The sequence below is a fragment of the Sphaerochaeta pleomorpha str. Grapes genome, assembly GCF_000236685.1.
Lineage (GTDB): Bacteria > Spirochaetota > Spirochaetia > Sphaerochaetales > Sphaerochaetaceae > Sphaerochaeta > Sphaerochaeta pleomorpha.
The window spans coordinates 2,217,397-2,238,198 of sequence record NC_016633.1 but is presented as its reverse complement, the minus strand read 5'-3'; the positions used below and the strand labels follow the sequence as shown (position 1 = coordinate 2,238,198).

The following is a 20,802-nucleotide window of genomic DNA, read 5'->3' as shown; positions in this document are numbered from 1 at the left end:
GGCATGGAGTTAGACAATGAGTGAATCAAAACATATACGTGCCGATTTTGTCCATGGACACTACCAATTCAACACCTCTGATGGATCGGTATATGAGCTGGGGTCTACAGGTCCCTATGATTATTTGCTGGGTGCTCTGAGCGGGTGTCTGTTCAGCACGTTTGAGGCCCTTTCGGTCAAAATGCAGGTTGCCTGGGAACATGTAGGATTTGAAGTGCTCGGAACAAAGAGGGAAACCTCTCCAACCACACTCAAGGAATGCACTATCAACGTTACGGCAACCGGGTGCGACAACCAAGAGAAATTTTTGAAGGCGTTCGAGACAGCTACACGGTATTGTTCCATATACCAGACCCTCTCCAAAGTCGCAGAAATGCATTGGACAGTCGATTTCTCCCAGGAGCGATAAGGTGGAAACAGAAAACAAGGGGCGATATTCAAATATTTTGCTTTTCGATGCATTTGAAAGTGCCCTGAGTTATTTGTTGACAGAAGACAGCGAGCTTTTTGAGTGGCATAAGGCAAAGATAAGCATCGCCCATTGTTTTGCCTCACATTTGCAGCGAGAGCTGAGAAAAGTTCTTGGCCTTTCCCTTGACCCCAGTTCCAAATCCTCTCTTGCATTGCCGCAAAACATGAAAGTTGATATTTACCCGATTGTGGGAACAGTTCCAGTCGACCTGTTGGTTCATGACCGCAAAGAGAGCCGGCCTTTGGCAGTGGTGTTCTATAATGATTACCTTAACAAAAGCCAAATGGACAGGCTGAGAAAACTGCAAGGACTGGGATGCAGCCTCGTTTTGGCCGTAGCATTTCTTCCTCAGAAAGACTATATACTAATCTATCGTTCCAATGGCCCTAGGATTGACTACTACCATTTTAACAAACAGGAAGGGATGAGCTCCCTCTTCATGCAGAAGGAAATGGATCATGATTCTGGAGATCTCCAGCTTTCGCTGGGAATAAAAACCCGGAAATCCAGGAAAAAGAAAAACCATACTATTTCAACGGATCAATAACCCGGCTTTTCCCTGTAATCTTGTTTACTCCCCTTCTGTGTGCATCCTCGCAGCCTTTCCAGCTTTCCTCATAATTCTCAGATTTATACTTCTGGGTCATCCACCATACGTCTTTTTTAATCCGGTCGATGTTGGCAAGTTCCAATTCAGTTATTGCTTTTACAAATTCGGCATGGGAAGAACCTGACAAGACCTTTGGGGAGATTTCCAATAATTTCTGGAAATGATGCAGGCAAAATCCTTTCCCCTTTGCCAAAGCCTCTTTAAACTCAGGATCTTGGTTCCATAGATAGGCAATGGTAAAGCAATACCGGGTAAGCCGGTCTTGCATGGAAGTACAGACAAGGCATCCTTGCTCCCTTTTTTCCAGTTGGATTGAAAAATCTGCAATGGCTGCCTGCATTTTCCTGCCAGGCTTGGCCCCGAGCAAGGCCTCAAAGCTTTTTTCGAACTTCTCTACAGTGGTGGAAAGATAGGTATCGGTCATCAAGGCAAGGCCCTGCGGCTTGTTCGCCGAGAGAAGCATCTGGTAATGGGTCGGGCAAAACCCATGTTCATTGACTTTTACCCGTGTCTCGGGATTCATGACTGAATTCCCAAGATAAAAGGAGATTGCATATTTTTCTGACTCTTCCATCAAGTCACATACAAAACATTCGCTTCCGCTTTTTACCCCATCCCAGACAGGGATTGTTTCTAGTTCTATCTTCATAGTCCCCGATTGTAGCATGTTTCAGGTTTCTTCAAATTGGTTTTCCTGTATTTTATGGAAATAAAGGAAAAGCCAGATTATCGTTTAGACAACCTGGCTTCGCCCTATAAAACTATAAGTTAGATCTACCTTCTGACGAGGTCCTCTGCTTTCTTGGCAATATTCTCGGCTGTAAAGCCAAAAACCTTTGCAAGATAATCGAGTTTGCCAACCTCACCGAACTGCTCGCCAACATTGACAAAATCCATCAAAACAGGATTGGTCTTGACCAGATATCCGGCGATTTCCTCGCCAACACCACCGGCATACCGTCCGTTTTCACAGACTAGGATGCGTTTGCAACGCTTTGCTACCTGATCGACCAAAGCATAGTCAAGCGGGCGAATGGTGTGAAGATCAACCAATGTTGCATTGATTCCCTTTTCCTTCAGCAAGGGCAGGGCTTTCTCTGCAGCAGCTACCAGAACCTCACCGGTTGCAAAGATGCCAACATCATCACCTTCATTGAGAACAATACCCTTACCAAGTTCAATCTTGGTTCCGACTGGATACCGATGGGAAGCACCCTTACGGGCAGCCCGGGTATAGGAAGTCTTGTTTAGGTCATAGGCTTGTCTCATCAACTCATAACAGCTCTGGGTATCGCTCGGGTCAATGATTGTTACACCGGGGACCTGTCGCATAAGGGCAATGTCCTCGAAGGGCATATGGGTGCCACCATTGAGCTGGGCCGTGATACCGGGGTCACTTCCAACAAGGTGGATTACCTGATGGGTATACCCTACGGAAATGAAGAACTGATCATAGGCCCTGCGACTGGCAAAACAGCCGAAGGTATGGGCAAAAGGAATCAGGCCTGTAGAGGCAAGACCGGCGGCAACCCCGATCATATTGGCCTCGGCAATTCCACAGTTATAGAATCTGTTGGGGAAAACCTTACAAAAAGAACCTGAGCCAATGCAACTCGAAAGGTCAGCGTCAAGCATAACCACTTTTTGGTTTTCGGTAGCCAAATCATTGATAGCAGCCATTACGGCATCGCGCATATTGGAAATTGTACTTGTATCTCTCATTCCTGTACCCCCTCACGTGCATAGAGGTCGTGTACTGCCTTCTCGGCAGTAGCAGTATCGAATGCCATGCTATGGTTCCCAGTGATGCCTTCGCCTGGGATGAACCCATAGGATTTAATGGTATCCATGATAATCATGCTAGGCCTGTCGGTCACGGTTTTTGCAACCTGGACGGCATGGTCGATTTGGTTGAAATCATGTCCGTTGATTCTCTGGACATGCCAGTTGAAACCAAGCCAACGGGTATCGATATTATCCATATTGACAATATCAGAGGTAGGCCCGTCCAGCTGGAGCTTATTGAAATCGGTAAAGGCAATCAGGTTTCCAAGCTTCCATTGGGCTGCAGTCTCTGCTGCTTCCCAGATTTGGCCTTCCTGGCTCTCACCATCACCGATGATGGCAAACGTATTAGCTTCGATTTTCTGGATTCTCTGGCCAAGGGCGATGCCTACTGCAGCACTGAAGCCCTGTCCGAGAGAACCACCGGTAAAATCGACGCCGGGGGTTTTTGTCATGTCACAATGACTGGGGAGTTTTGTCCCCCCCTGGTTGAGGGTCATGAGCATTTCAATTGGGAAATATCCTTTACTGGCCAGGGTTGCATAGACTGCAGGACCGGCGTGGCCTTTTGAACAAACGAGACGGTCACGGTCAATCTTCTTGGGATCGGCAGGGTCGACCCTCATTTCATGGTAATACAGATAGGTCAACAAATCAGTGATAGACATGCTGCCACCGATATGCCCTGATCCGAAATGACCAATCTCTTCGATTGTCAACTTCCGGATTTCCAAAGCCTTCAGCTTTAGTTCCTTAACATCAAGCATTGTGTTCTCCTCTATTTTTTGTTTTTCATTTGCATCAATTCCTGACACCGATTAGCATTCAAATCGGAGAGGGTATATCCCTTCCGTTCCATTGTTGCAGCAATTACGGTCATTTGGGCTGCTCTCTCCAAAAGTTCCATTTTGTCAAAAGCCTCGAGCAAGGATTTCCCGATAGTCAAGGCGCCATGGTTTTCCATGAGCAGGACATCATGATCGATTGCTTTGCTTGCCACTTGCTGGGCAAGGGACACTGTCCCCATCAACCGGTAATCGACCATTTCAGGTTCTTCCAGAATATAATAGGACTCGGCGATCATCTTTGTATTGATTGCACACTTGCCATTATCGGTAATTGCCGTAAAGGCTGAGGCGTAGGTAGGATGGGCATGCACAACAGCCTGGCAGTCTTTTCGGTTTACAAGAATGAGCCTGTGCATTTCTGTCTCTATGCTCAGCTTGAGATTCTCTGTCAGGTTTTTTCCTTCCAGAGTTACTATGGCAATCTGTTCATAGTTCAACGAAGCCTTATCAAGTGCCGAAGGGGTGATGCAAAACAAATCATCGTTGATGCGAAAACTGATATTGCCACCGGAAGCGGTAGTAAGCTGTCGATTATATAATCGCGTCATAAAGGCGGCTACCTGTCGTCTTTGTTCATCGTACTGATGTATATCCATGGGCGGAGTATAGCATGCATCCCCCTTCCTGTTAAAGTTGTTCATTCCTGATGTAAGGATGTTTATAGCTTGAGAAGGGAAGGTTGTTTTGCTACAATGGGCGATGTTCCAGTAATTAGAGGAGACGTATTATCATGAGAATGTCCACGTTGTTTTCCAGAACCCTCAGGGAAGCCCCAAACGGTGCCGACTGCAAGGGATATGAATATCTGCTGCGTGCAGGATTTATCCGTCAGATGGGTGCCGGTATTTTCTCTCTGCTTCCATTCGGGTTCAATGCAACCAGGAAAATCGAAAAGGTTATCCGCGAAGAGATGAACGCCATCGGCGGTCAGGAAATTCTCATGCCACTGGTAAACCCAGCCGATATCTGGAAAGAAACCGGAAGGTTTTACAGCATCGACAAGGAAATGAGTCGCTTCCAGGACCGGGGGGGAAGGGATATGGTCCTTGCCATGACCCACGAAGAGTGCGTAACCGACGTTGCAAGGGGCGAAATCGACAGCTACAAGCGTCTTCCCCAGCTTGTCTATCAAATCCAGACAAAATGGCGTGACGACCCCCGTCCCCGCGCCGGCCTTATCCGGGTACGCGAATTTACCATGAAAGACAGCTATTCTTTCGACCGCGACCAAGAAGGTCTCGATGCTGTGTATGCTGACCATTACAAGGCTTATTTCAGGATTTTCAGTCGTTGCGGACTCCCTGTTATCGTCGTTGGTGCCGATAGTGGCATGATGGGTGGGAAAATTTCCCATGAGTACATGTACCTCTCCCCCATCGGGGAAGATACGATTATCACCTGTCCGGAATGTGGATATACGGCAAACCGTCAAGTTGCAACCTTCAGCAAAGAATACTATACCGAAGAAATGAAGCCAACCGAGAAGGTCCTTACCCCCGATTGTAAAACCATTGAAGACCTCTGTGCATTTCTCAAGATTGAAAAGAGACAAACGGCAAAAGCAGTGTTCATGGTAGGAACCTTCATCAATGCGGAAAACGGTGAAGAGCAGGAAAAGCTCATCGTTGGGGTTATCCGTGGCGACATGGATGTAGAGGAAAACAAACTGCAGAATGCAGCAAAGGCCAATTCTCTCCGCCCTGCCCATGTCGAGGAAATCCTGGCAGGGGGAATGGTTCCCGGCTTTGGGTCTCCCATCGGGGCCCATAAGGATGTACTGGTAATTGTTGATGATTCCGTGGCTAAAAGCAACAACCTTGTAGCCGGTGCGAATGAAGAAGGTTACCATCTTCTGAATACCAATTTTGAGCGGGACTACTCTGGAATGGTCGCTGACATTGCCAGTGCAACTTCCGGCTATACCTGCCCAACCTGCAAAGGCTCACTGGTTTCCTCAAAAGGCGTTGAAGTTGGAAATATTTTCCAGCTGGGAACTCGGTATAGCGAATCAATGAACTGTTATTTCCAGGATGTGGACGGGGTAAGGCGCCCTGTCATTATGGGATCCTATGGAATCGGGGTCGGAAGAATGCTTGCCTGCCTTGCCGAAAACTTCAACGACGACAAAGGCTTGGCACTTCCCATTACCGTTGCCCCTTATCAGGTCCATCTGGTAAGTTTGGTCAAAGATATCGAAGTCGGGGAGAAAATCTACAAAGATCTGTCAGACAGTGGTATCGAGGTCCTCTTTGACGACAGGAAGGAATCGGCAGGAGTAAAATTCGCCGATGCCGACCTCATCGGTCTTCCTATCCGCATTACCGTGGGCAACCGCTCGCTCAAGGAAGGAAAGGTTGAAGTCAAATTGCGGAGCAACCTCGAAGAAACCCTTTCCTATGACCTTGAGAATATCGTTGGGGAAATCAAGGAGCTAATCGAAAAGCTTACTTCTGATATCAACAACAATGTAGTGGAAAAGGATTGGGTAAAAGCCTAAGCAAGTCTCTCATCAATACAAGTAAAAGGCCATGGGATCCTACAGGAAACCATGGCCTTGTTTGTTTTTTGATACTCTACTACTTAGACGGTATAAACCCTTTCACATTCTCTCAGTTTGCACCCATTTTCTTCAATTGATTGATAATATAGGTGCGTTTGGCAGCCTTTGCATATTCCAGTACAGAATGTCCCTGATAATCCCTGGCGTTGATATCGGCACCGGATTTCAGGAGTTCAGAAACAATCCTGGTTTCATTGTTGGTGTTTACCGCTAAAATCAAGGCGGTTTCCCCAAGATAGTTGCGTGCATTGAGATCAGCGCCAGCCTTGAGTAATTCTGCAATGATTTTCGGGCTCGAGCTTTTATTTGCGGCAAGATGCAAAGCATTTGAACGATACTTTGGTTCAGCCTCTTGGATATCAGCTCCAGCTTCAAGCAAAGCTTTTAGTACACTGACTGAAGGATTGTACTGGGCAGCTAGCATGACAGGGGTTAGGCCCCATTCGTTTTGGGCGTGAATATCGGCACCTTGGCTCAGAAGCGTTTTAATTTCTTTGGCCTTGGTTGAAGATACTGCAGCGGCGAGTAGCTTTTTGTTAAGACTTTCTACATTTCTGGACATAGTTGTAAAAACTCCTTACTCATTATTTTATTTAGAATTACTCTTACACAGTATTTCAAGTTTTTCTATTTTTGTACAGAGTTTCTTATTCTTTTACCGAAAAAGTCACACCAAGACAATTTTATTTTACTCTGGATTTATTCCTTTGGATTTGCGTATTGTCTGAATAATGATGTATGATATTCTCATGTTGACAAAAGAAATTATCCAACAAGTACCGAAAGTAGAATTGCACGACCATCTGGATGGAGGACTCAGGATAGAAACTATCCTGGAATTGGCACGTGAAAACAACGTGGACCTTCCTTCAAATAACCCAAAACTCTTGAGAGAGTGGTTTATCAGGGGTTGTAAACAAAAAAGCCTTGCTCTGTATCTGGAAACATTTTCTGTCACTACTGCAGTCATGCAGACAAAAGAGGCCCTTGAACGAGTAGCTTTCGAAGCCGTTGAAGATCTTGCTGCACAGCATGTCTGTTATGCAGAAATTCGTTTTGCCCCGATTCTTCACACTGCAAAAGAACTAACATCAGAACAGGCTGTCCAAGCGGTCCTTGACGGGTTGCAGCGTGGGAAAAAGAAAACTGGCATGCCATCGGGACTCATCCTTTGTGCGATGCGCAACCAAAAACCTTCGGTATCCCTGGATATTGCAGAACTTGCAGTAGCTTTCTGTGACCGTGGAGTCGTAGGATTCGACCTTGCAGGCGACGAAAGTGGCTACCCCCCAAAGAAACACTTGGATGCTTTCCAATATATCCGAAACAAGAATTTTAATATCACAATCCATGCAGGGGAAGCCTTTGGGGTTGAATCAATATGGCAGGCAATCCAGGTTTGCGGAGCTCACCGAATAGGGCATGGAACCAGACTGATCGAGGATATGTCAATCGAAAGTTCCCATATTGAAGAAATGGGATCGCTGGCAAACTTCATCCTTGATCGTCGAATTCCAATGGAAATGTGTCTCACCAGCAATGTAGGAACGGGAGCAACCTCTGATTATGCACACCATCCCTTCCCTATCCTGTTCAGGAATAACTTCAGGGTATTTCTCTGTACGGACAACAGGCTTATGAGCGACACCGACCTTAGCAAAGAAATGGAAATCGCTGTCCAATACTATAACCTGAACATCAGGGATCTTGAGAAATTGACTATCAATGCCATGAAATCGGCATTTGCACACCATGACATCAAAATTCAGATTATCTATGATGTAATCAAGAAACAGTATGCCGAAATCAGAAACAAATATGGAATAATGGATTGATTTCTGAAATACGGGACAATTAACTTGAAACGGACCGTATCACATGGTCCGTTTCCATACATCGATTGGGTTTATTTTCATCCGTATCCTACAATAGAGGTAGGCAAAGAGAAGCCCACTGAGATGGGTAAGGTGTGCAACATTGCCGCCTGCGCCGAAAACCTGGCTGGAAAGTTCAATGAACGCATAGAGGACCACAAGCACAGGTGCCCTTATAGGGATGAGACCAAAAACAAAAACCCGGGCATAGGGATAAAAAACCGCAAACATCAACAAAACCCCATAAATTGCGCCGGAAGCTCCCACGAGAATTACATTCGTCCCTGCTGCCAGATAACACAGGAAGCTAATAATACCACTTACGATTCCTGTTAATAGGTAAAAGAGCAGAAACTCTTTACTCCCAACCCTTTGTTCCACCATTGTCCCAAAAATAAAGAGACTGAGCATATTGAAGAATATATGGGAAAAACCGCCGTGTACGAACATATAGGTAAAGAACTGCCAGATATATCCATGCAGGACGAACGAAGGAATCATTGCCAGATAATAGGCGCTCCTAGGAGCTATGTATGTGGTAAGAAGGAAAACCACTGCATTGATGATTATCAGTTTGAGTGTGATATTCGTATACGTATTGTTCCGGAATCTCCGGTTGATTATGCTTTTGCCTGTATTCATACACAATAAAGTATCGATGTAGGGGCAATTCGTCAATCAGAAAAGATTTAGCTATTAATCTTGGCATATTGCCCCCAGCACCTAAAGCAACCTACGGAAACAGATTCTTTACAAGTGTGAAAAAATGCCATGCTGTTACTTTTTTTCACAGCATTACCCAACAAAACACCTTTGCAAGAATTACTTTTAGTGATTTTTTATTTCTTTTAGAATGTATTTTAAAGTTGGCACGGCTCCTGCACTATACTTATTGAACAGAGCAACAGTTTTTTTCAAACCTCCTTTTAAAATGTGATTTCTTAGGTGCCAGCGATTCTCTCCCCACCAAATATTCGCTGGCACCTTCATTTTGTCCAAAACAATCCAACCAAAGAGAATCGGCTTACTTTCGCTACAGTATGGAGAAACATGTATTTTTCTTTTGCATAGCTGTTTTGGTTCCCCCGATAACCTCGAAACCTATCTCCCTTAGCTACAGAAAGTGTAACATACTTGAAGACTGTTACTTTTTTTCACAGTACATGATTCAAGATTTCTCTCAAATAACATGCCTATAGTTGTTTTTTACATTCCCTTTGTTCATATAAAGGAAGTTGGCACGGCAATTGCATTATTATTGAACAGAGCAACAGTTTTTTCAAACCTCCTTAAAATGTGATTTCTTAGGTGCCAGCGCTTCTCTCCCCACCCAATATTCGCTGGCACCTTCTTTTTGCCCAAAGAGTGGTATTCCTACCTGGGGAAAAGAAGTCCTTCCACAGCAGTCCCCGTATTCTCTTAAGCATCAGAACATACCTATAGAAACACTTCAACCAAATAAACCTTATGATCAGCCGAAGTGTAAACTCTTTGTATGCTGTTACTTTTTTTCACAGCAGACAAGCATAGGCTAAAGCATAATAGTATTCTTATAGTGATTTTTTATAACCATAGGTCAATTTCAAGGAAATTGGCACGGCAATTGCAACATTATAAATGAACAGAGCAACAGTTTTTTTCAAACCTCCTTAAAGTGTGATTTTCAAGGTGCCAGCGATTCTCTCCACCCCACCAAATATTCGCTGGCACCTTCCTTTTGTTCCAAGACCTATCTATTTTTAAAACAAACAACAATAAGCCCCTTTCCCACTAGATCGCAGCTTTCTCTCGTGTGCGTTCTCCAGAAACATGCTTATTTTCCATAGTGAAGGCCATACGTGTAACAGTCTTGTGTACTGTTACTTTTTTTCACAGCAGCTTTTCACTGATGTAGCTGTTATATTGTTCCTAAAGTAATTAATAATGTCCTACAGTAAGATTTTCAAAGTTGGCACGGGTTTTGCATCATAGTTATCAACAGAGCAACAGTTTTTTTCAAACCTCCTTAAAGTGTGATTTCCAAGGTGCCAGCGATTCTCTCCCCACCCCACCAAATATTCGCTGGCACTTTCTCTTTGCCCTTTCGGCATCTTCGTATTTTTGATATAGTGGAATATATGGCAACAAGCAGAAGAGATCGTGCAGACTCCTATACAAAAAGAGCTCACAAAGAGGGCTACCCAGCCCGTTCGGTATATAAGCTGGAAGAAATCCAGAACACTTTCAAATTGGTCAAACCAGGTGATTCCGTCCTTGATGTCGGAGCCGCACCTGGTTCCTGGACCCTTTTCACCCACAGAGTCCTGCTCAAAGAGCAAGGCAAAATAATCGCAGTCGATTTGAACCCGTTAAACCTCAATCCCATCCCTCATACGGTGACAGCCTTTGTCGGGGATGCTTTCAGCAAGGATATTCGGTCGAAACTGGTTGAGAACGGTCCTTATGATGTGATAATCAGCGATGTAGCACCCATGACAATGGGTAATCGTTCCGTCGACACTTCCCGTAGCGAATACCTGGCATCGCAAGTGATATACCTTGCAAGCGAACATCTCAAAGTGCATGGCAACCTGGTGGTGAAGGTTTTTCAGGGCGGGGGACAAGTTGAACTGATTCAGACAATGCGGAGCATGTTTGCAAAAGTAAAGCCCTTCAAGCCAAAGGCCTGCAGGGACGATTCTTTTGAGATATACCTGGTAGGTCTGGATAAAAAAGAATCCTAAGACGCCAGAGGGAAAAAAGAACGTCAGCTTTGACGTTCTTTTTTTGCCTTCGCAAGATTTCTTGCCGCCCCGCTGTTATCGACCAACTCCAAAACCTGTGAGAACTTCTCTTCAGCGGCAAGAGGATCCTTGTATTCATTGAGAAACAGAGTACCTAGATTATTCAAAGACTCTACATGGGTAGGGTCAGCTTCAGCGATTTCCTTATACAGGGAAAATGCCTTTTGAGGGTCGGTCTCAAGGCAAGTACGGGCTTCAGGAAGGCTTGCAAGCTTTTCTTGTATCATGAAGAACCTTTTGCTATCAAAAAGAAGCTCCAAACGCAATGAGAGCAGTCGTTTTTCCTTTTCTGTAGGATTATCACTCAGAGCGAGGGAATACCAGTGAATCGAATCCTCTCTGTTTCCCCTCCCATACTGGATGTCCCCGAGCAAGCGGCAAAGGCGTAAGCTTTCGCCATACCGCTCGACACAGGAAAGCAACATCTGGAAAGCCTCCTCGTTTTGTTCAAGGCCAAGAAGCACAACAGCCAGATTGTATTCCAACCCCATCGATTTTCCCTGTAGGACAAGCAATTTTCTGATATGGGTTTCTGCTTCGGTCCATTGGTTCTGAACCATGGCATTAAGCATCCTTCGTTGATGATACCAACCTAAAACATTCACAACAGGCCTCCTGTATGCCGGAAGGAAATCCTACCGGCACTGCATATGATCAGAGGAAAAACACCCCAAGTACCATGACAATGACCAGGGTAGTTAAGCCCTGTACCAGCGTTACACCGGTCTGCGTTTTATAGGCAGTGGCAGTATCCATATCGGAGAACTGTGAGACAACCCAGAAATAGCTATCATTTGCATGTGATACTGTCATAGAACCAGCCCCGATTGCAAGAAGCGTAAGGACCTTGGCCATCTCCGAGGTCCAGCCCAGCTGTACCATCAAAGGAGCCATCATTGCTGAAGTGACAATCATGGAGACTGTAGAAGCTCCCATGGCAGTCTTCAACAGGGCAGCAATGATAAACGGAATCAAAAGCCCTGCATTCATCTGTACCAGACTACCTGAAAGCACATCAGCGATAGGAAGCGATTTCAAGACTGCACCAAAGGCACCACCGGCACCGGTAATGGCAAGGATGCTGGCAGAGCTGTGAATGCCTTCACTGATCCAATTGAAGGAAGTTCCTTTCTTTTCGGATTTGGGAATGAGGGTAATAGCAAGGCCTACACCAAGGATCAAGGCTGTTACAGGATTTCCGATAAAATCAAAGAAAGCTTTTGCAGCGCCAGAGCCAAACGGAGTTGACGGGAAATCGGCAATCGACTTGAAAGCAATCAAGATAATAGGAAGAAGAATAGGGGCAAACGATTTACATGCACTAGGCAATTTCCCGTATTTATCTACCAGTTCTTCCAAGGAAACCTCAGGATTTGCGGGAATATCGAATTTGCTGGAGATTTTCAATGCATAGAAGTAACCAACCAGCATAACAGGAATCGACACAAGCAGCCCAACGAGAATTACCAAACCCAGATCGGCATTCAACGTACCCGCCATGATAATGGGTCCGGGAGTGGGAGGAACCAAGCAGTGGGTTGCATAGAGCCCTGAACTTAAACAAGTTGCCATCACAGCCAGGGATACCCCGGATTTTGCGGCTAAGGCCCTGTTTATGGGTGAAAGAATAACGAATCCAGAATCACAGAATACAGGGATACTCACAATGTATCCTGTAAGACTCATGGTCAAGGGAGCATGTTTCTTTCCGACAACCTTGAGAATGGCATTGGCCATTGTCAGGGCCGCCCCTGTTTTCTCCAGGATGGTGCCAATGATGGTCCCGGCAATAATGACTATGCCGATACTTCCCAAAATTGAACCGAATCCTGAGGTAAGGGTAGTGATCAACTTATCAACAGGCATTCCGCACAGTACCCCGACAAAATAACCGGAGAGCAACAACACAATAAATGGGTGCCATTTGAATTTTGAAATCAATAACACCATACCTACAATAGCGACGATAATCACGAGAAACAGATACCATCCTGCCATTTTCTTCCCCCAAACTTTTTATATTTCATCATCCCGAAGGATAATTGATGTTCCAGTATTATTGTGAAAACTCAAATCCATCATTGAAATCGATTGCTCTATGGCAGCGGATCCGGAGCAATGGGAAATTCCAAGTACCGAAATATCCATTTCCTGAAAAATCTTGAGCGTGTCCCCAATTCTTTTTTGGTCCGCCTCGACAAGATGAGTCCCCCCAAGCAATGCATACACTTTTTGGTTGAATAGCGTTGCGACTGTATCGAGCATATTCAGAATTCCAGGATGCGCGCATCCGACAATTACGACCAACCCTCTCTTTGATTCAACGACCAGAAGTATTTCATCCTCGAAGGTGTCTTCTTGAAAAGAACCATCAAGGGCAATACGTTTACAAAACCGCGGATTAACCGGTTCTTCAGGGTGAATCCGAGAATATCCGCTTACAATCCAGATCCCTGGGACAACCTCTGTTTTACCAGAAGCAACCGTTCGATGTTCTACAGCATGACTATTCAGGAAATCTTCATCAAAATCATTTCCAAGGTACTGGAGGGAAGGTCCCGACTTTCCATATTTCTGATCAAAGAAACCCTTCCCTGTCCATAAGGTAAGCGTTCCCTTTCCCCTTTTCTCAACAAAGGAACGGAATCCTCCGCTATGGTCATAATGCCCATGACTAAGAACTACATTTCTTACCGAAGAAAGCTCTTTTCCTAGTTTTTCGGCGTTTCTTATATACCTGTCACTCTGTCCTGTATCAAACAGAACAGAATGGGGCCCACTCTCTACAAGGAATGAAAGACCATGCTCGACGGCAAGCCCTGTGTGTTCACCCAAGGAATTCTCTATGAGGGTCGTTATGTTTATTTCCATTACCAATACCTTTGCATATATAAAGCCAACTTGTCAGTTGTCTGACAAGTTGGCTTTATACTAAACCACCTTTTTGAATCCTGTCAAATTATTTCTTTAAATATTTCCGAAGAACCGCTGGATATCGGAAAGCGCATTGTTCAAATGCTTCGCCATGGCAGATGCTGACGCTTCGGCATCCTTGGCTTCTATTGCTTTTAGAAGGTCATTATGTTCATCTATAGAAGATTCAAGCCGCCCGGGGACATGCAGACTGGCATACCAGCCTTCATTAAGAGTCTGCTCCATTGTTCTCATAAGGCCGATCAAGGTCCTGTTTCTCGTAGCTTTTGCCACAGCAAGGTGGAAGGCTCCGTCAGAGGAAATCGCCTTTGATACATTTCCATCCCTTACAAAACCGACGAATTCATCGTATGTTTTTCTCAGAGTCTCCAGATCCTTTGCACTTGCCCGCTGGGAGGCAACTGAGGCCGCATGGGGCTCAATGAGGAGACGAACCTCGAAATGTTCTCGCAGGGACTCAGCATTTTCTACAACCCAGCTATGTACAGGATGGACCATAGCGTCTTGGTCATTTATAAAAACACCCTTACCCTGGTAGACCTTCACGATTCCAGAAACCTCAAGCATGCGCAGGGCTTCCCTGATCGAAGACCTGCTGACCTCGAGCCTTTCGGACAGCTGTTTCTCGCTATATAGACGATCACCGCTTTTCAGGTTCTCATTTCGTATTATTTCTTTGATGGCGTCGGTAACCATGACTGACAACCGTTCTTTCTTGAGGGATTCCATTGTTCCAATGGTACAAGCAACGATGTAATTCTGCAAGTAACCAGGTCTCGTTACTGGTAAAACCTGGAGCACACATGGTTTTCATTTTCATTACTATAGCCTATACTTGCTAGCATGAAAAAAACAGTGAAAACAGTTATCATTGACGGTCAGGGGGGAAGTCTTGGGAAGGCCCTCGTAACATCCATCAAAACCCGTTTTCCAAACCTGGAAGTCCTGGCAATCGGTACCAACAGCATGGCAGCTAGCGCGATGCTTCGCAGTGGGGCCGATGCAACAGCTACGGGGGAAAACCCAGTTATAGTGGCTTGCCGTACTGCCGATATCATCATAGGCCCCCTCGGTATCATTGCCGCCGATTCCCTCCATGGGGAGATAACCCCGAAAATGGCCCTTGCCATTTCCCAGAGCACTGCCCACAAGATTCTTATCCCTATCAGCAAATGCAACATAACCATCGTAGGAAAACAGGACTTCCCACTCGGGGACTTGGTAGATAAGGCAATTGAAAATCTTGCTGAATTACTGGAAACGCTATAGATCTGAAGGCAAAGTGCGACTAGAAGCTATCATTTGGATTGTTGACAATTTTTCCCTATCCTTATAGGATTGCATGCATCAAGCTTCATGAAGAAGCTAGCTTTGAACAAATTCACCCAAAACGAATACAGAAGCCATGAAGGCAAAAAGAATTTTTCTTTTTTGCAGTCGTGGCTTTTTATATGGAGATTCCGTGGAAGCTTACAAACAAAGCCTAGTGGACAACAGAACCCTCTGCGTCTTCGATAATGAAACGCTCATTTTCTCGGACAAGGGGCGTTGGCTCAACCCTCTCTTTGCCCTTGAAACCTTCCTTGACACCTACCAGGGCAGTAAAGATCATTTGTATGTACATGACACTGCCGCAGGCAAAGCAGCTGCAGTACTGATGGTCCGCTTCGGGGTAAAGAAGGCTCATATCAACCTTATCAGCGATTTGGCCGTAGCCTATTATCAGAGAGCAGGGGTAGATGTGACATGGGAGAAAAAGGTCGAAAAACTAGCCTGTATGACTGAGTCGTTGCTCGAGACCATGGAAGACAGCGACAAGATGTACCGCTTGCTCAGGATGAGGGCACACCTTGTCGATGGTGTCTCTGTAGAGGTAACGGACGCATGTTTTTCCTATGGCCAGAAAACACTGTTTGAAAATCTGAGCTTTTCAGTCCCCCAGGGTGGACAACTCCTGGTCAAAGGAAGCAACGGGAATGGAAAGACAACCCTTCTCAAAGCCCTGATGGGGAAACTGGACCTCACAAAGGGAACAGTCCTCATCGAGGGGAAACACCCTTCCCAATTGCCAGGAAGAACAATCGGGTATATCAAACAACAACAGGCACACCAACAGCAATTCCCCGTATCTGCCTATGAGGTTGTCAGCATGGCGGTCGATACTTCGCTATCCCCAGAGAGGCAAAGGTGGGAAATTGATACAAGCCTGCGCCGTACGGGAGTTTTTGAACTAAGGAACCAAAACTTCTATACACTAAGCGGAGGGGAACAGCAGAAAGTTTCCCTGGCCCGTTGCCTTTGCCAGAAAGCAAGGCTTCTGCTTCTCGATGAACCCACCTCCTTTCTCGATGCAGAGAGCCGAAGGGCGCTCCTGGACATGATACGCTCTTTGAGTGTAGGGGAAATGCCTACCATGATACTGGTAACCCATGACCGGGAAATCGGCCTCGACCTTGGTTGGTCCACGTTGGTACTGGGAGAAGAGCATGACTGATTTCCTTTTCCTGCTAACGCTGCCCCCTGTTGCCAAAGGACTGGCCGCAATGGCAATAGCGGGGCTATGTTTCCCTGCCGCGGGGGTCATGGTTCTTCGCCTTGATTTGATTCCCATGCGCTATATGTTGATGCATGGGGTAATTTTGGGAGGAGCAATCGCCTTGGCGTTTTCCCTTCCTCTTCTTCCCATCACCATCTTGATCAACGTCCTGCTCGTCTTTGCCATGCTAAAAATGGCTGGTGACACCTCAAAGGGTTTCGGGGTCAGCAGTGCGGCAGCTATGGTGTTCACCATGGCAATCGCTTCATTGGTAATGCAGGTTTTTGATGTCCCGGCAAAAGATACCCTGCAGTTGCTCTGGGGCAGTCCCTTCGCCCTCAATAAAATCGATCTGCTTTTGCTTTTCTGTACTGCCCTGACGCTCATCCTCTATATTTGCATCAAGTTCAAGACTATCAGCGCCATGTTCTTTGACCAAGAAATTGCCCAGTCGCTGGGAATCCATGTCAAATTCCATTACACCGTGATGGTTATGCTCATCTCGCTGGTAATCGCACTGGCAATGAAACTCCTTGGGGCTTTGCTCATCGATGCTTTGCTTGTCCTTCCAGTACTCATTGCTGCGATTCGTTCCCAGAGCTTGAAACAATTATATGTTTTATCCTGCCTGACAGGCCTATTTGTTTCGATAATCGGCTTTTTGGCAGCGGTTGCAACGGATCTGCCACCCAGTGGTTCGATAGCCTTGCTCTCAGCACTTCTCTTTCTTATTGTCTCAAAAACCAAAACAAGGAAACACCTATGAAAAAAAGAATTCTCACCCTCCTTTTGGCAATTTTTCTGCTTACTTCTGCTCTTTATGCGGAAGGAGCACCTGAATTGCAATTATCGGCTACATCTTTAAAACCTAAGGTTGTTGCATCAACCTCCTGGACCGCTTCTTTTGCGGATCTTGGGGGAGTAGATTATGTCACAGTCATTGCCCCCCCTTCTCTGGTACATCCCCCTGAGTATGAAATAACTGTCAAAGATGTCCAGAACATCAGCAAGGCCGATTACTTCATATATGCAGGATATGAGCGGATGATGAAAACCATGGGGGAATCCATCAAGGGTGATTCTGTACAGATGATTCCGATAAAAACAGATACTAGCCTTGCTACTGTTAAAGCCCAGGCAAAGATAATCGCATCTGTATTCGGCACGGAAGAAGAAAGCCTGCAAAGGGTAGCCCACTATGCAGAAACCCTTGCTAATGGGAAGAAAGCGGTCGCTGAGGCTGGATTGCAAACCAAGAAAGTCCTTTGCCATTCAATGCAGGTCTACCTTGCAGAGGAGCTTGGATTGCAAATAGCAGGTACCTTCGGGCCGGGGCCCATCACTGCAAAGCAAATAGCAGACGCGGCAGCCAATCAGTATGACATCATCATTGACAACATACACAACCCTGTGGCAGCCCCTCTTGTTGAAGTCTCGCCTGCAAGCAGACTAGTCGTCTGGAGAAACTTCCCCGAGAGCGTGAAAAGAGGAAGCCTGGAAGAAATGGTCAGCGAAAATCTGAAGGCACTTCTGGATGAATGATGCCCTAATTTGCAAATAGTATTAGCTAAAATCTATTTAACATGTAATTAAGGGCTATCGTTTTGGTTGAAACGATAGCCCTATTATATTCGATTATAAAAACTACCCTAGCAGTAATAGCTTCCATAGTTTTCTCTCAGAAATGCTACGGATCGCCTCGCTGCGGTCTCAGGATCGGGGAAAGGAAGAATCTCAACCGTCGTCCAGCCATCATAACCAATGGAACTGAGCGCATCGAATATCTCGTCCCAAGGCATATGCCCATCGCCGGGGGCATGTCGGTTCGAATCGGCAAAGTGAATGTAGCGTACAAATTCACTGTTCCTGATGAGACTCTTGCCGATATGGTCATCCTCGATATTCATATGGAAAACATCAGGCATCATAGTGAAATTGTTTTTATTGACCTTCTTGACCAATGATACACATGCATCAAGGTTGTTGATAAAGTCAATTTCATACCGGTTGACCGGTTCGAGTATCAATTCAACCCCTTTCGTCTGGGCATACTCCGAAAGGCTTCCTGCCATGTCGAGAAACAATTGTTCACACAGCATGGGATCTCGCCCGGATATAGAGCCACGGGTCCGCCCTATGTTTACCAACTGACCAAAATCGCCTGCCAGGTCAATGAAACCGCAGAAGGTAGAATATAATTCAGCCCGTTTTTCCTTGTCTTCCTCGGTGAAAAAAAGGTTGCGTGCTGCAAAAACCTGTCCCGAGGATACGGCACTGACCTGCATATGATTCTCTTTCAACAGGCCTTTCAATTCGGAACGGGTGATCTCGTCTGGACGTTTGAGTGCAAGCTCAACTCCATCGTACCCGATTTCATGGGCAAGCCTTATTGACTGGGGAAGCCCCCTGAAAACCACAAAGGCATTGGGCATAGCCTCTGCTCCCGCAATGGCAACAGATAATTTCATACTGGTGTTTCTCCTGGACAAATAGTTTTTCGTTCGCCTTCAACATGAGGCAAGGGCTTTGCAGCCCCTGCCCTGCATTCTTTACTTACACAACTGTCTGGCACGAAGGGCAATATTCTCTGAACTTATCCCATATTTGGCCAATAGTTCTTCATAGGGTCCGGTTTCCCCATAGGTATCATCCAGACCGATGGCATCGAATTTGCACGAAATGCCTCTCTTCATAAACACTTCGCTTATGGCAGAGGCAAAACCACCCATCAAGACATGCTCTTCAACACACAGTAGCCTGCCTGTCTTGTGTACACTCGCTTCCAAGGTTTCCAGATCCAAGGGTTTGACAAAAGGAACACTGAGGACTTCCGCTTTGATACCTTCCTTGCTAAGCAACTGGGCCGCTTCATTGGCAAAGGACGCGGTAATGCCATTGGCTGCTATCGTAATATCCTTCCCTTCATGGGAACACACGGTTCCAAGCTTTTCAAAGGAAGGCAGGTCAGGCATTGCATTTCGGTTGAGCCGAATAAATACAGGACCTTTTTGGCCCAGGGCATACTCCAGGGCTTTTTCAGCCTGGGCAGCATCAGCTGGCACGATCACCTGCATGTTAGGAAGTGCCCTCATGATAGCAATATCACAGATTGCCTGGTGGCTTGCACCATCAAAGGAGTCAGACAAACCACCGTAGGCACCTGCAATGACAACCGGCAGGTTATTATAGCAAAGAACGTTCCTAATCTGGTCGGTACCTTTCAAAGCCAAAAAGATTGAGAAGGCATTTACTACCGGATGATAGCCGCAAGTAGCAAGACCTGCAGCGATATCGACCATATTTCCTTCAGCTACACCACAATTGAAAAACCGATCTGGGTAGGCTTTCCCAAAAAGCGCACTCTTTGTCGATGAAGACACATCGGCATCCAACACCACCAGCTCAGGGTGGGTTTCTCCAAGCTCGACAAGTTTCCTGCCAAAGGCATCTCGCATTGCAAGGCTCATAATGCGGCCTCCTTTTCTTCAAGATCTTTTCTCAGCTCTACAATACCCTTTGCATAGGAGTCATCATCGATAACCGCCCCATGCCAGGTATTCTTCCCCTCGGTAAAGGAGACACCTTTTCCCTTGACCGTGTCATAGACAACAGCCTTGGGCCAAACGTCATCGCTATCCATCCAGGCAAAGGATTTGAGGATATCTTCTGTATCGTTTCCGTCCAGTTTCTGCTTACAGACATTCCAACCAAAGGCGGAAAGCTTTTCGGTGAGGGAATCCATTGGCATAATCTGGTCCTCGGTTCCATCAAGTTGTACCTTGTTGTAGTCAACCATAAGGACGAAATGTTCGGGTTTGAATTTTGCAGCGGACATCAAAGCCTCCCAGCTCTGGCCTTCATTAAGACAACCTTCCCCGGTCAATACATACGTCCAGTAGGTTTTCTTGGAAAGCTTTGCCGCCAGGGCCATTCCCAGCCCGATGGAGAGTCCATGGCCTAGGGCTCCTGTCGACATGTCTATGCCCGGTAGCTTATGCATGCAGGGATGGCCTTGAAGGCGGGAACCCATAACCCTGAATGAGGCAATCTCGGAGGGAGGGAAATAGCCACGGTTTGCCAATACTGTATAAAGATTAACCGAGGCATGCCCCTTGGATAGGATGAACCGGTCCCGGTCTTCCCAGGTAGGCTCGTCGGATTTGATATGCATACGGTTGAAATAGAGACTGGTCGTCAACTCTGCGCTGGATGCTGATCCGCCCCAGTGCCCTGTCCCCCGTTCATGGAGGGTATCAAACATGACCATCCGAAAATAGGCGGCCAAGGCTGCAAGTTCCTTTTCATTGAATGTGCGCTCCTTCTCGGAAAGCAAATCCATGACATTCTTTTTCATGGTAGGAGACTCCTTGTTATTCCAGTTGGGTTTTCTGTATCAAGTA

The 20,802-nt window shown here is 46.1% G+C and carries 22 protein-coding genes; 9 read left to right on the top strand and 13 right to left on the bottom strand.

The annotated features are described in order from the left end of the window. The first annotated feature begins 16 nt into the window (after positions 1 to 16). Both SPIGRAPES_RS10135 and SPIGRAPES_RS10130 read left to right on the top strand, forming a co-directional pair. Entirely contained in the window at positions 17 to 409 is a 393-nt protein-coding gene (locus SPIGRAPES_RS10135) for an OsmC family protein (protein ID WP_014270667.1), read from the top strand. A gap of 1 nt (position 410) precedes the next feature. Then, positions 411 to 1,019, top strand: coding sequence for a hypothetical protein (locus tag SPIGRAPES_RS10130; RefSeq protein WP_014270666.1), 609 nt, complete (start codon positions 411 to 413; stop codon positions 1,017 to 1,019). Here SPIGRAPES_RS10130 and SPIGRAPES_RS10125 read toward each other — a convergent pair. The 4 genes from SPIGRAPES_RS10125 to SPIGRAPES_RS10110 all read right to left on the bottom strand — a co-directional run bounded on the left by SPIGRAPES_RS10125 (position 1,000) and on the right by SPIGRAPES_RS10110 (position 4,311). Further along, a complete protein-coding gene (locus SPIGRAPES_RS10125; protein ID WP_014270665.1) occupies positions 1,000 to 1,731 on the bottom strand; it encodes a DUF6062 family protein in 732 nt (243 codons plus the stop codon). The genes SPIGRAPES_RS10130 and SPIGRAPES_RS10125 overlap by 20 nt on opposite strands. 125 nt (positions 1,732 to 1,856) lie before the next feature. After that, entirely contained in the window at positions 1,857 to 2,804 is a 948-nt protein-coding gene (locus tag SPIGRAPES_RS10120) for a transketolase family protein (RefSeq protein ID WP_014270664.1), read from the bottom strand. Further along, on the bottom strand, positions 2,801 to 3,634 hold the full coding sequence (locus SPIGRAPES_RS10115; protein ID WP_014270663.1) for a transketolase: 834 nt from the start codon (positions 3,632 to 3,634) through the stop codon (positions 2,801 to 2,803). The genes SPIGRAPES_RS10120 and SPIGRAPES_RS10115 overlap by 4 nt, the downstream gene beginning before the upstream one ends. Before the next feature lie 11 nt (positions 3,635 to 3,645). Further along, positions 3,646 to 4,311, bottom strand: a complete 666-nt coding sequence (locus SPIGRAPES_RS10110; protein ID WP_041384603.1) for a class II aldolase/adducin family protein — start codon at positions 4,309 to 4,311, stop codon at positions 3,646 to 3,648. 134 nt (positions 4,312 to 4,445) lie between these two features. On the opposite strand from SPIGRAPES_RS10110, the gene SPIGRAPES_RS10105 reads away from it, so the two are divergent. Continuing rightward, on the top strand, positions 4,446 to 6,212 hold the full coding sequence (locus tag SPIGRAPES_RS10105) for a proline--tRNA ligase (RefSeq protein ID WP_014270661.1): 1,767 nt from the start codon (positions 4,446 to 4,448) through the stop codon (positions 6,210 to 6,212). 112 nt (positions 6,213 to 6,324) lie between these two features. On the opposite strand, the gene SPIGRAPES_RS10100 is transcribed toward SPIGRAPES_RS10105, so the two are convergent. Continuing rightward, positions 6,325 to 6,837, bottom strand: coding sequence for an ankyrin repeat domain-containing protein (locus tag SPIGRAPES_RS10100; RefSeq protein ID WP_014270660.1), 513 nt, complete (start codon positions 6,835 to 6,837; stop codon positions 6,325 to 6,327). Between the two features lie 187 nt (positions 6,838 to 7,024). On the opposite strand from SPIGRAPES_RS10100, the gene SPIGRAPES_RS10095 reads away from it, so the two are divergent. Then, positions 7,025 to 8,110: an adenosine deaminase gene (locus SPIGRAPES_RS10095; protein ID WP_245535426.1), complete on the top strand. Its 1,086-nt coding sequence runs from the start codon at positions 7,025 to 7,027 to the stop codon at positions 8,108 to 8,110. A gap of 39 nt (positions 8,111 to 8,149) precedes the next feature. Here SPIGRAPES_RS10095 and SPIGRAPES_RS10090 read toward each other — a convergent pair whose 3' ends face one another. After that, positions 8,150 to 8,791: a rhomboid family intramembrane serine protease gene (locus tag SPIGRAPES_RS10090; RefSeq protein ID WP_014270658.1), complete on the bottom strand. Its 642-nt coding sequence runs from the start codon at positions 8,789 to 8,791 to the stop codon at positions 8,150 to 8,152. A gap of 1,475 nt (positions 8,792 to 10,266) precedes the next feature. On the opposite strand from SPIGRAPES_RS10090, the gene SPIGRAPES_RS10085 reads away from it, so the two are divergent. Then, a complete protein-coding gene (locus SPIGRAPES_RS10085) occupies positions 10,267 to 10,872 on the top strand; it encodes an SAM-dependent methyltransferase (protein ID WP_014270657.1) in 606 nt (201 codons plus the stop codon). A gap of 23 nt (positions 10,873 to 10,895) precedes the next feature. On the opposite strand, the gene SPIGRAPES_RS10080 is transcribed toward SPIGRAPES_RS10085, so the two are convergent. The 4 genes from SPIGRAPES_RS10080 to SPIGRAPES_RS10065 all read right to left on the bottom strand — a co-directional run bounded on the left by SPIGRAPES_RS10080 (position 10,896) and on the right by SPIGRAPES_RS10065 (position 14,595). Then, positions 10,896 to 11,537 carry a tetratricopeptide repeat protein gene (locus tag SPIGRAPES_RS10080; protein WP_014270656.1) on the bottom strand — a complete coding sequence of 214 codons (642 nt, stop codon included), beginning with the start codon at positions 11,535 to 11,537 and terminating at the stop codon, positions 10,896 to 10,898. 49 nt (positions 11,538 to 11,586) lie between these two features. Then, a complete protein-coding gene (locus tag SPIGRAPES_RS10075) occupies positions 11,587 to 12,930 on the bottom strand; it encodes a GntP family permease (RefSeq protein WP_014270655.1) in 1,344 nt (447 codons plus the stop codon). Positions 12,931 to 12,948: 18 nt separating this feature from the next. After that, positions 12,949 to 13,803 (bottom strand): MBL fold metallo-hydrolase, encoded by an 855-nt coding sequence (locus SPIGRAPES_RS10070; protein ID WP_014270654.1) that lies wholly within the window; start codon positions 13,801 to 13,803, stop codon positions 12,949 to 12,951. A 96-nt stretch (positions 13,804 to 13,899) separates the two neighbouring features. After that, complete coding sequence (locus SPIGRAPES_RS10065; protein ID WP_041384601.1) at positions 13,900 to 14,595, bottom strand: FadR/GntR family transcriptional regulator; 696 nt, start codon at positions 14,593 to 14,595, stop codon at positions 13,900 to 13,902. Positions 14,596 to 14,709: 114 nt separating this feature from the next. Here SPIGRAPES_RS10065 and SPIGRAPES_RS10060 point away from each other — a divergent pair, with 114 nt between their 5' ends. The 4 genes from SPIGRAPES_RS10060 (at position 14,710) to SPIGRAPES_RS10045 (ending at position 17,944) form a co-directional block, all read left to right on the top strand. Beyond that, entirely contained in the window at positions 14,710 to 15,135 is a 426-nt protein-coding gene (locus tag SPIGRAPES_RS10060) for a DUF3842 family protein (protein ID WP_014270652.1), read from the top strand. Positions 15,136 to 15,328: 193 nt separating this feature from the next. Next, positions 15,329 to 16,360, top strand: coding sequence for a DUF1893 domain-containing protein (locus SPIGRAPES_RS10055; protein WP_014270651.1), 1,032 nt, complete (start codon positions 15,329 to 15,331; stop codon positions 16,358 to 16,360). Beyond that, complete coding sequence (locus tag SPIGRAPES_RS10050) at positions 16,353 to 17,168, top strand: metal ABC transporter permease (RefSeq protein ID WP_014270650.1); 816 nt, start codon at positions 16,353 to 16,355, stop codon at positions 17,166 to 17,168. Before SPIGRAPES_RS10055 ends, SPIGRAPES_RS10050 begins: the two co-directional genes overlap by 8 nt. Next, on the top strand, positions 17,165 to 17,944 hold the full coding sequence (locus SPIGRAPES_RS10045) for a metal ABC transporter substrate-binding protein (RefSeq protein ID WP_014270649.1): 780 nt from the start codon (positions 17,165 to 17,167) through the stop codon (positions 17,942 to 17,944). Before SPIGRAPES_RS10050 ends, SPIGRAPES_RS10045 begins: the two co-directional genes overlap by 4 nt. A gap of 107 nt (positions 17,945 to 18,051) precedes the next feature. On the opposite strand, the gene SPIGRAPES_RS10040 is transcribed toward SPIGRAPES_RS10045, so the two are convergent. The 3 genes from SPIGRAPES_RS10040 to SPIGRAPES_RS10030 all read right to left on the bottom strand — a co-directional run bounded on the left by SPIGRAPES_RS10040 (position 18,052) and on the right by SPIGRAPES_RS10030 (position 20,756). Continuing rightward, positions 18,052 to 18,870 (bottom strand): sugar phosphate isomerase/epimerase family protein, encoded by an 819-nt coding sequence (locus SPIGRAPES_RS10040; protein WP_014270648.1) that lies wholly within the window; start codon positions 18,868 to 18,870, stop codon positions 18,052 to 18,054. A gap of 81 nt (positions 18,871 to 18,951) precedes the next feature. Next, positions 18,952 to 19,869, bottom strand: coding sequence for a transketolase family protein (locus SPIGRAPES_RS10035; protein ID WP_014270647.1), 918 nt, complete (start codon positions 19,867 to 19,869; stop codon positions 18,952 to 18,954). Further along, positions 19,866 to 20,756 carry a transketolase gene (locus SPIGRAPES_RS10030; RefSeq protein WP_014270646.1) on the bottom strand — a complete coding sequence of 297 codons (891 nt, stop codon included), beginning with the start codon at positions 20,754 to 20,756 and terminating at the stop codon, positions 19,866 to 19,868. The genes SPIGRAPES_RS10035 and SPIGRAPES_RS10030 overlap by 4 nt, the downstream gene beginning before the upstream one ends. Positions 20,757 to 20,802: the final 46 nt, after the last annotated feature.

Bases quoted from the DNA above. Each gene is read 5' to 3' on its own strand.
- SPIGRAPES_RS10135 (WP_014270667.1), top strand. From the start codon at position 17: ATGAGTGAATCAAAACATATACGTGCCGATTTTGTCCATGGACACTAC.
- SPIGRAPES_RS10100 (WP_014270660.1), bottom strand. From the start codon at position 6,837: ATGTCCAGAAATGTAGAAAGTCTTAACAAAAAGCTACTCGCCGCTGCA.
- SPIGRAPES_RS10070 (WP_014270654.1), bottom strand. From the start codon at position 13,803: ATGGAAATAAACATAACGACCCTCATAGAGAATTCCTTGGGTGAACAC.
- SPIGRAPES_RS10030 (WP_014270646.1), bottom strand. From the start codon at position 20,756: ATGAAAAAGAATGTCATGGATTTGCTTTCCGAGAAGGAGCGCACATTC.
- SPIGRAPES_RS10050 (WP_014270650.1), top strand. From the start codon at position 16,353: ATGACTGATTTCCTTTTCCTGCTAACGCTGCCCCCTGTTGCCAAAGGA.
- SPIGRAPES_RS10115 (WP_014270663.1), bottom strand. From the start codon at position 3,634: ATGCTTGATGTTAAGGAACTAAAGCTGAAGGCTTTGGAAATCCGGAAG.
- SPIGRAPES_RS10095 (WP_245535426.1), top strand. From the start codon at position 7,025: ATGTTGACAAAAGAAATTATCCAACAAGTACCGAAAGTAGAATTGCAC.
- SPIGRAPES_RS10110 (WP_041384603.1), bottom strand. From the start codon at position 4,311: ATGGATATACATCAGTACGATGAACAAAGACGACAGGTAGCCGCCTTT.
- SPIGRAPES_RS10090 (WP_014270658.1), bottom strand. From the start codon at position 8,791: ATGAATACAGGCAAAAGCATAATCAACCGGAGATTCCGGAACAATACG.
- SPIGRAPES_RS10075 (WP_014270655.1), bottom strand. From the start codon at position 12,930: ATGGCAGGATGGTATCTGTTTCTCGTGATTATCGTCGCTATTGTAGGT.
- SPIGRAPES_RS10120 (WP_014270664.1), bottom strand. From the start codon at position 2,804: ATGAGAGATACAAGTACAATTTCCAATATGCGCGATGCCGTAATGGCT.
- SPIGRAPES_RS10065 (WP_041384601.1), bottom strand. From the start codon at position 14,595: ATGGAATCCCTCAAGAAAGAACGGTTGTCAGTCATGGTTACCGACGCC.
- SPIGRAPES_RS10125 (WP_014270665.1), bottom strand. From the start codon at position 1,731: ATGAAGATAGAACTAGAAACAATCCCTGTCTGGGATGGGGTAAAAAGC.
- SPIGRAPES_RS10035 (WP_014270647.1), bottom strand. From the start codon at position 19,869: ATGAGCCTTGCAATGCGAGATGCCTTTGGCAGGAAACTTGTCGAGCTT.
- SPIGRAPES_RS10040 (WP_014270648.1), bottom strand. From the start codon at position 18,870: ATGAAATTATCTGTTGCCATTGCGGGAGCAGAGGCTATGCCCAATGCC.
- SPIGRAPES_RS10060 (WP_014270652.1), top strand. From the start codon at position 14,710: ATGAAAAAAACAGTGAAAACAGTTATCATTGACGGTCAGGGGGGAAGT.
- SPIGRAPES_RS10045 (WP_014270649.1), top strand. From the start codon at position 17,165: ATGAAAAAAAGAATTCTCACCCTCCTTTTGGCAATTTTTCTGCTTACT.
- SPIGRAPES_RS10105 (WP_014270661.1), top strand. From the start codon at position 4,446: ATGAGAATGTCCACGTTGTTTTCCAGAACCCTCAGGGAAGCCCCAAAC.
- SPIGRAPES_RS10085 (WP_014270657.1), top strand. From the start codon at position 10,267: ATGGCAACAAGCAGAAGAGATCGTGCAGACTCCTATACAAAAAGAGCT.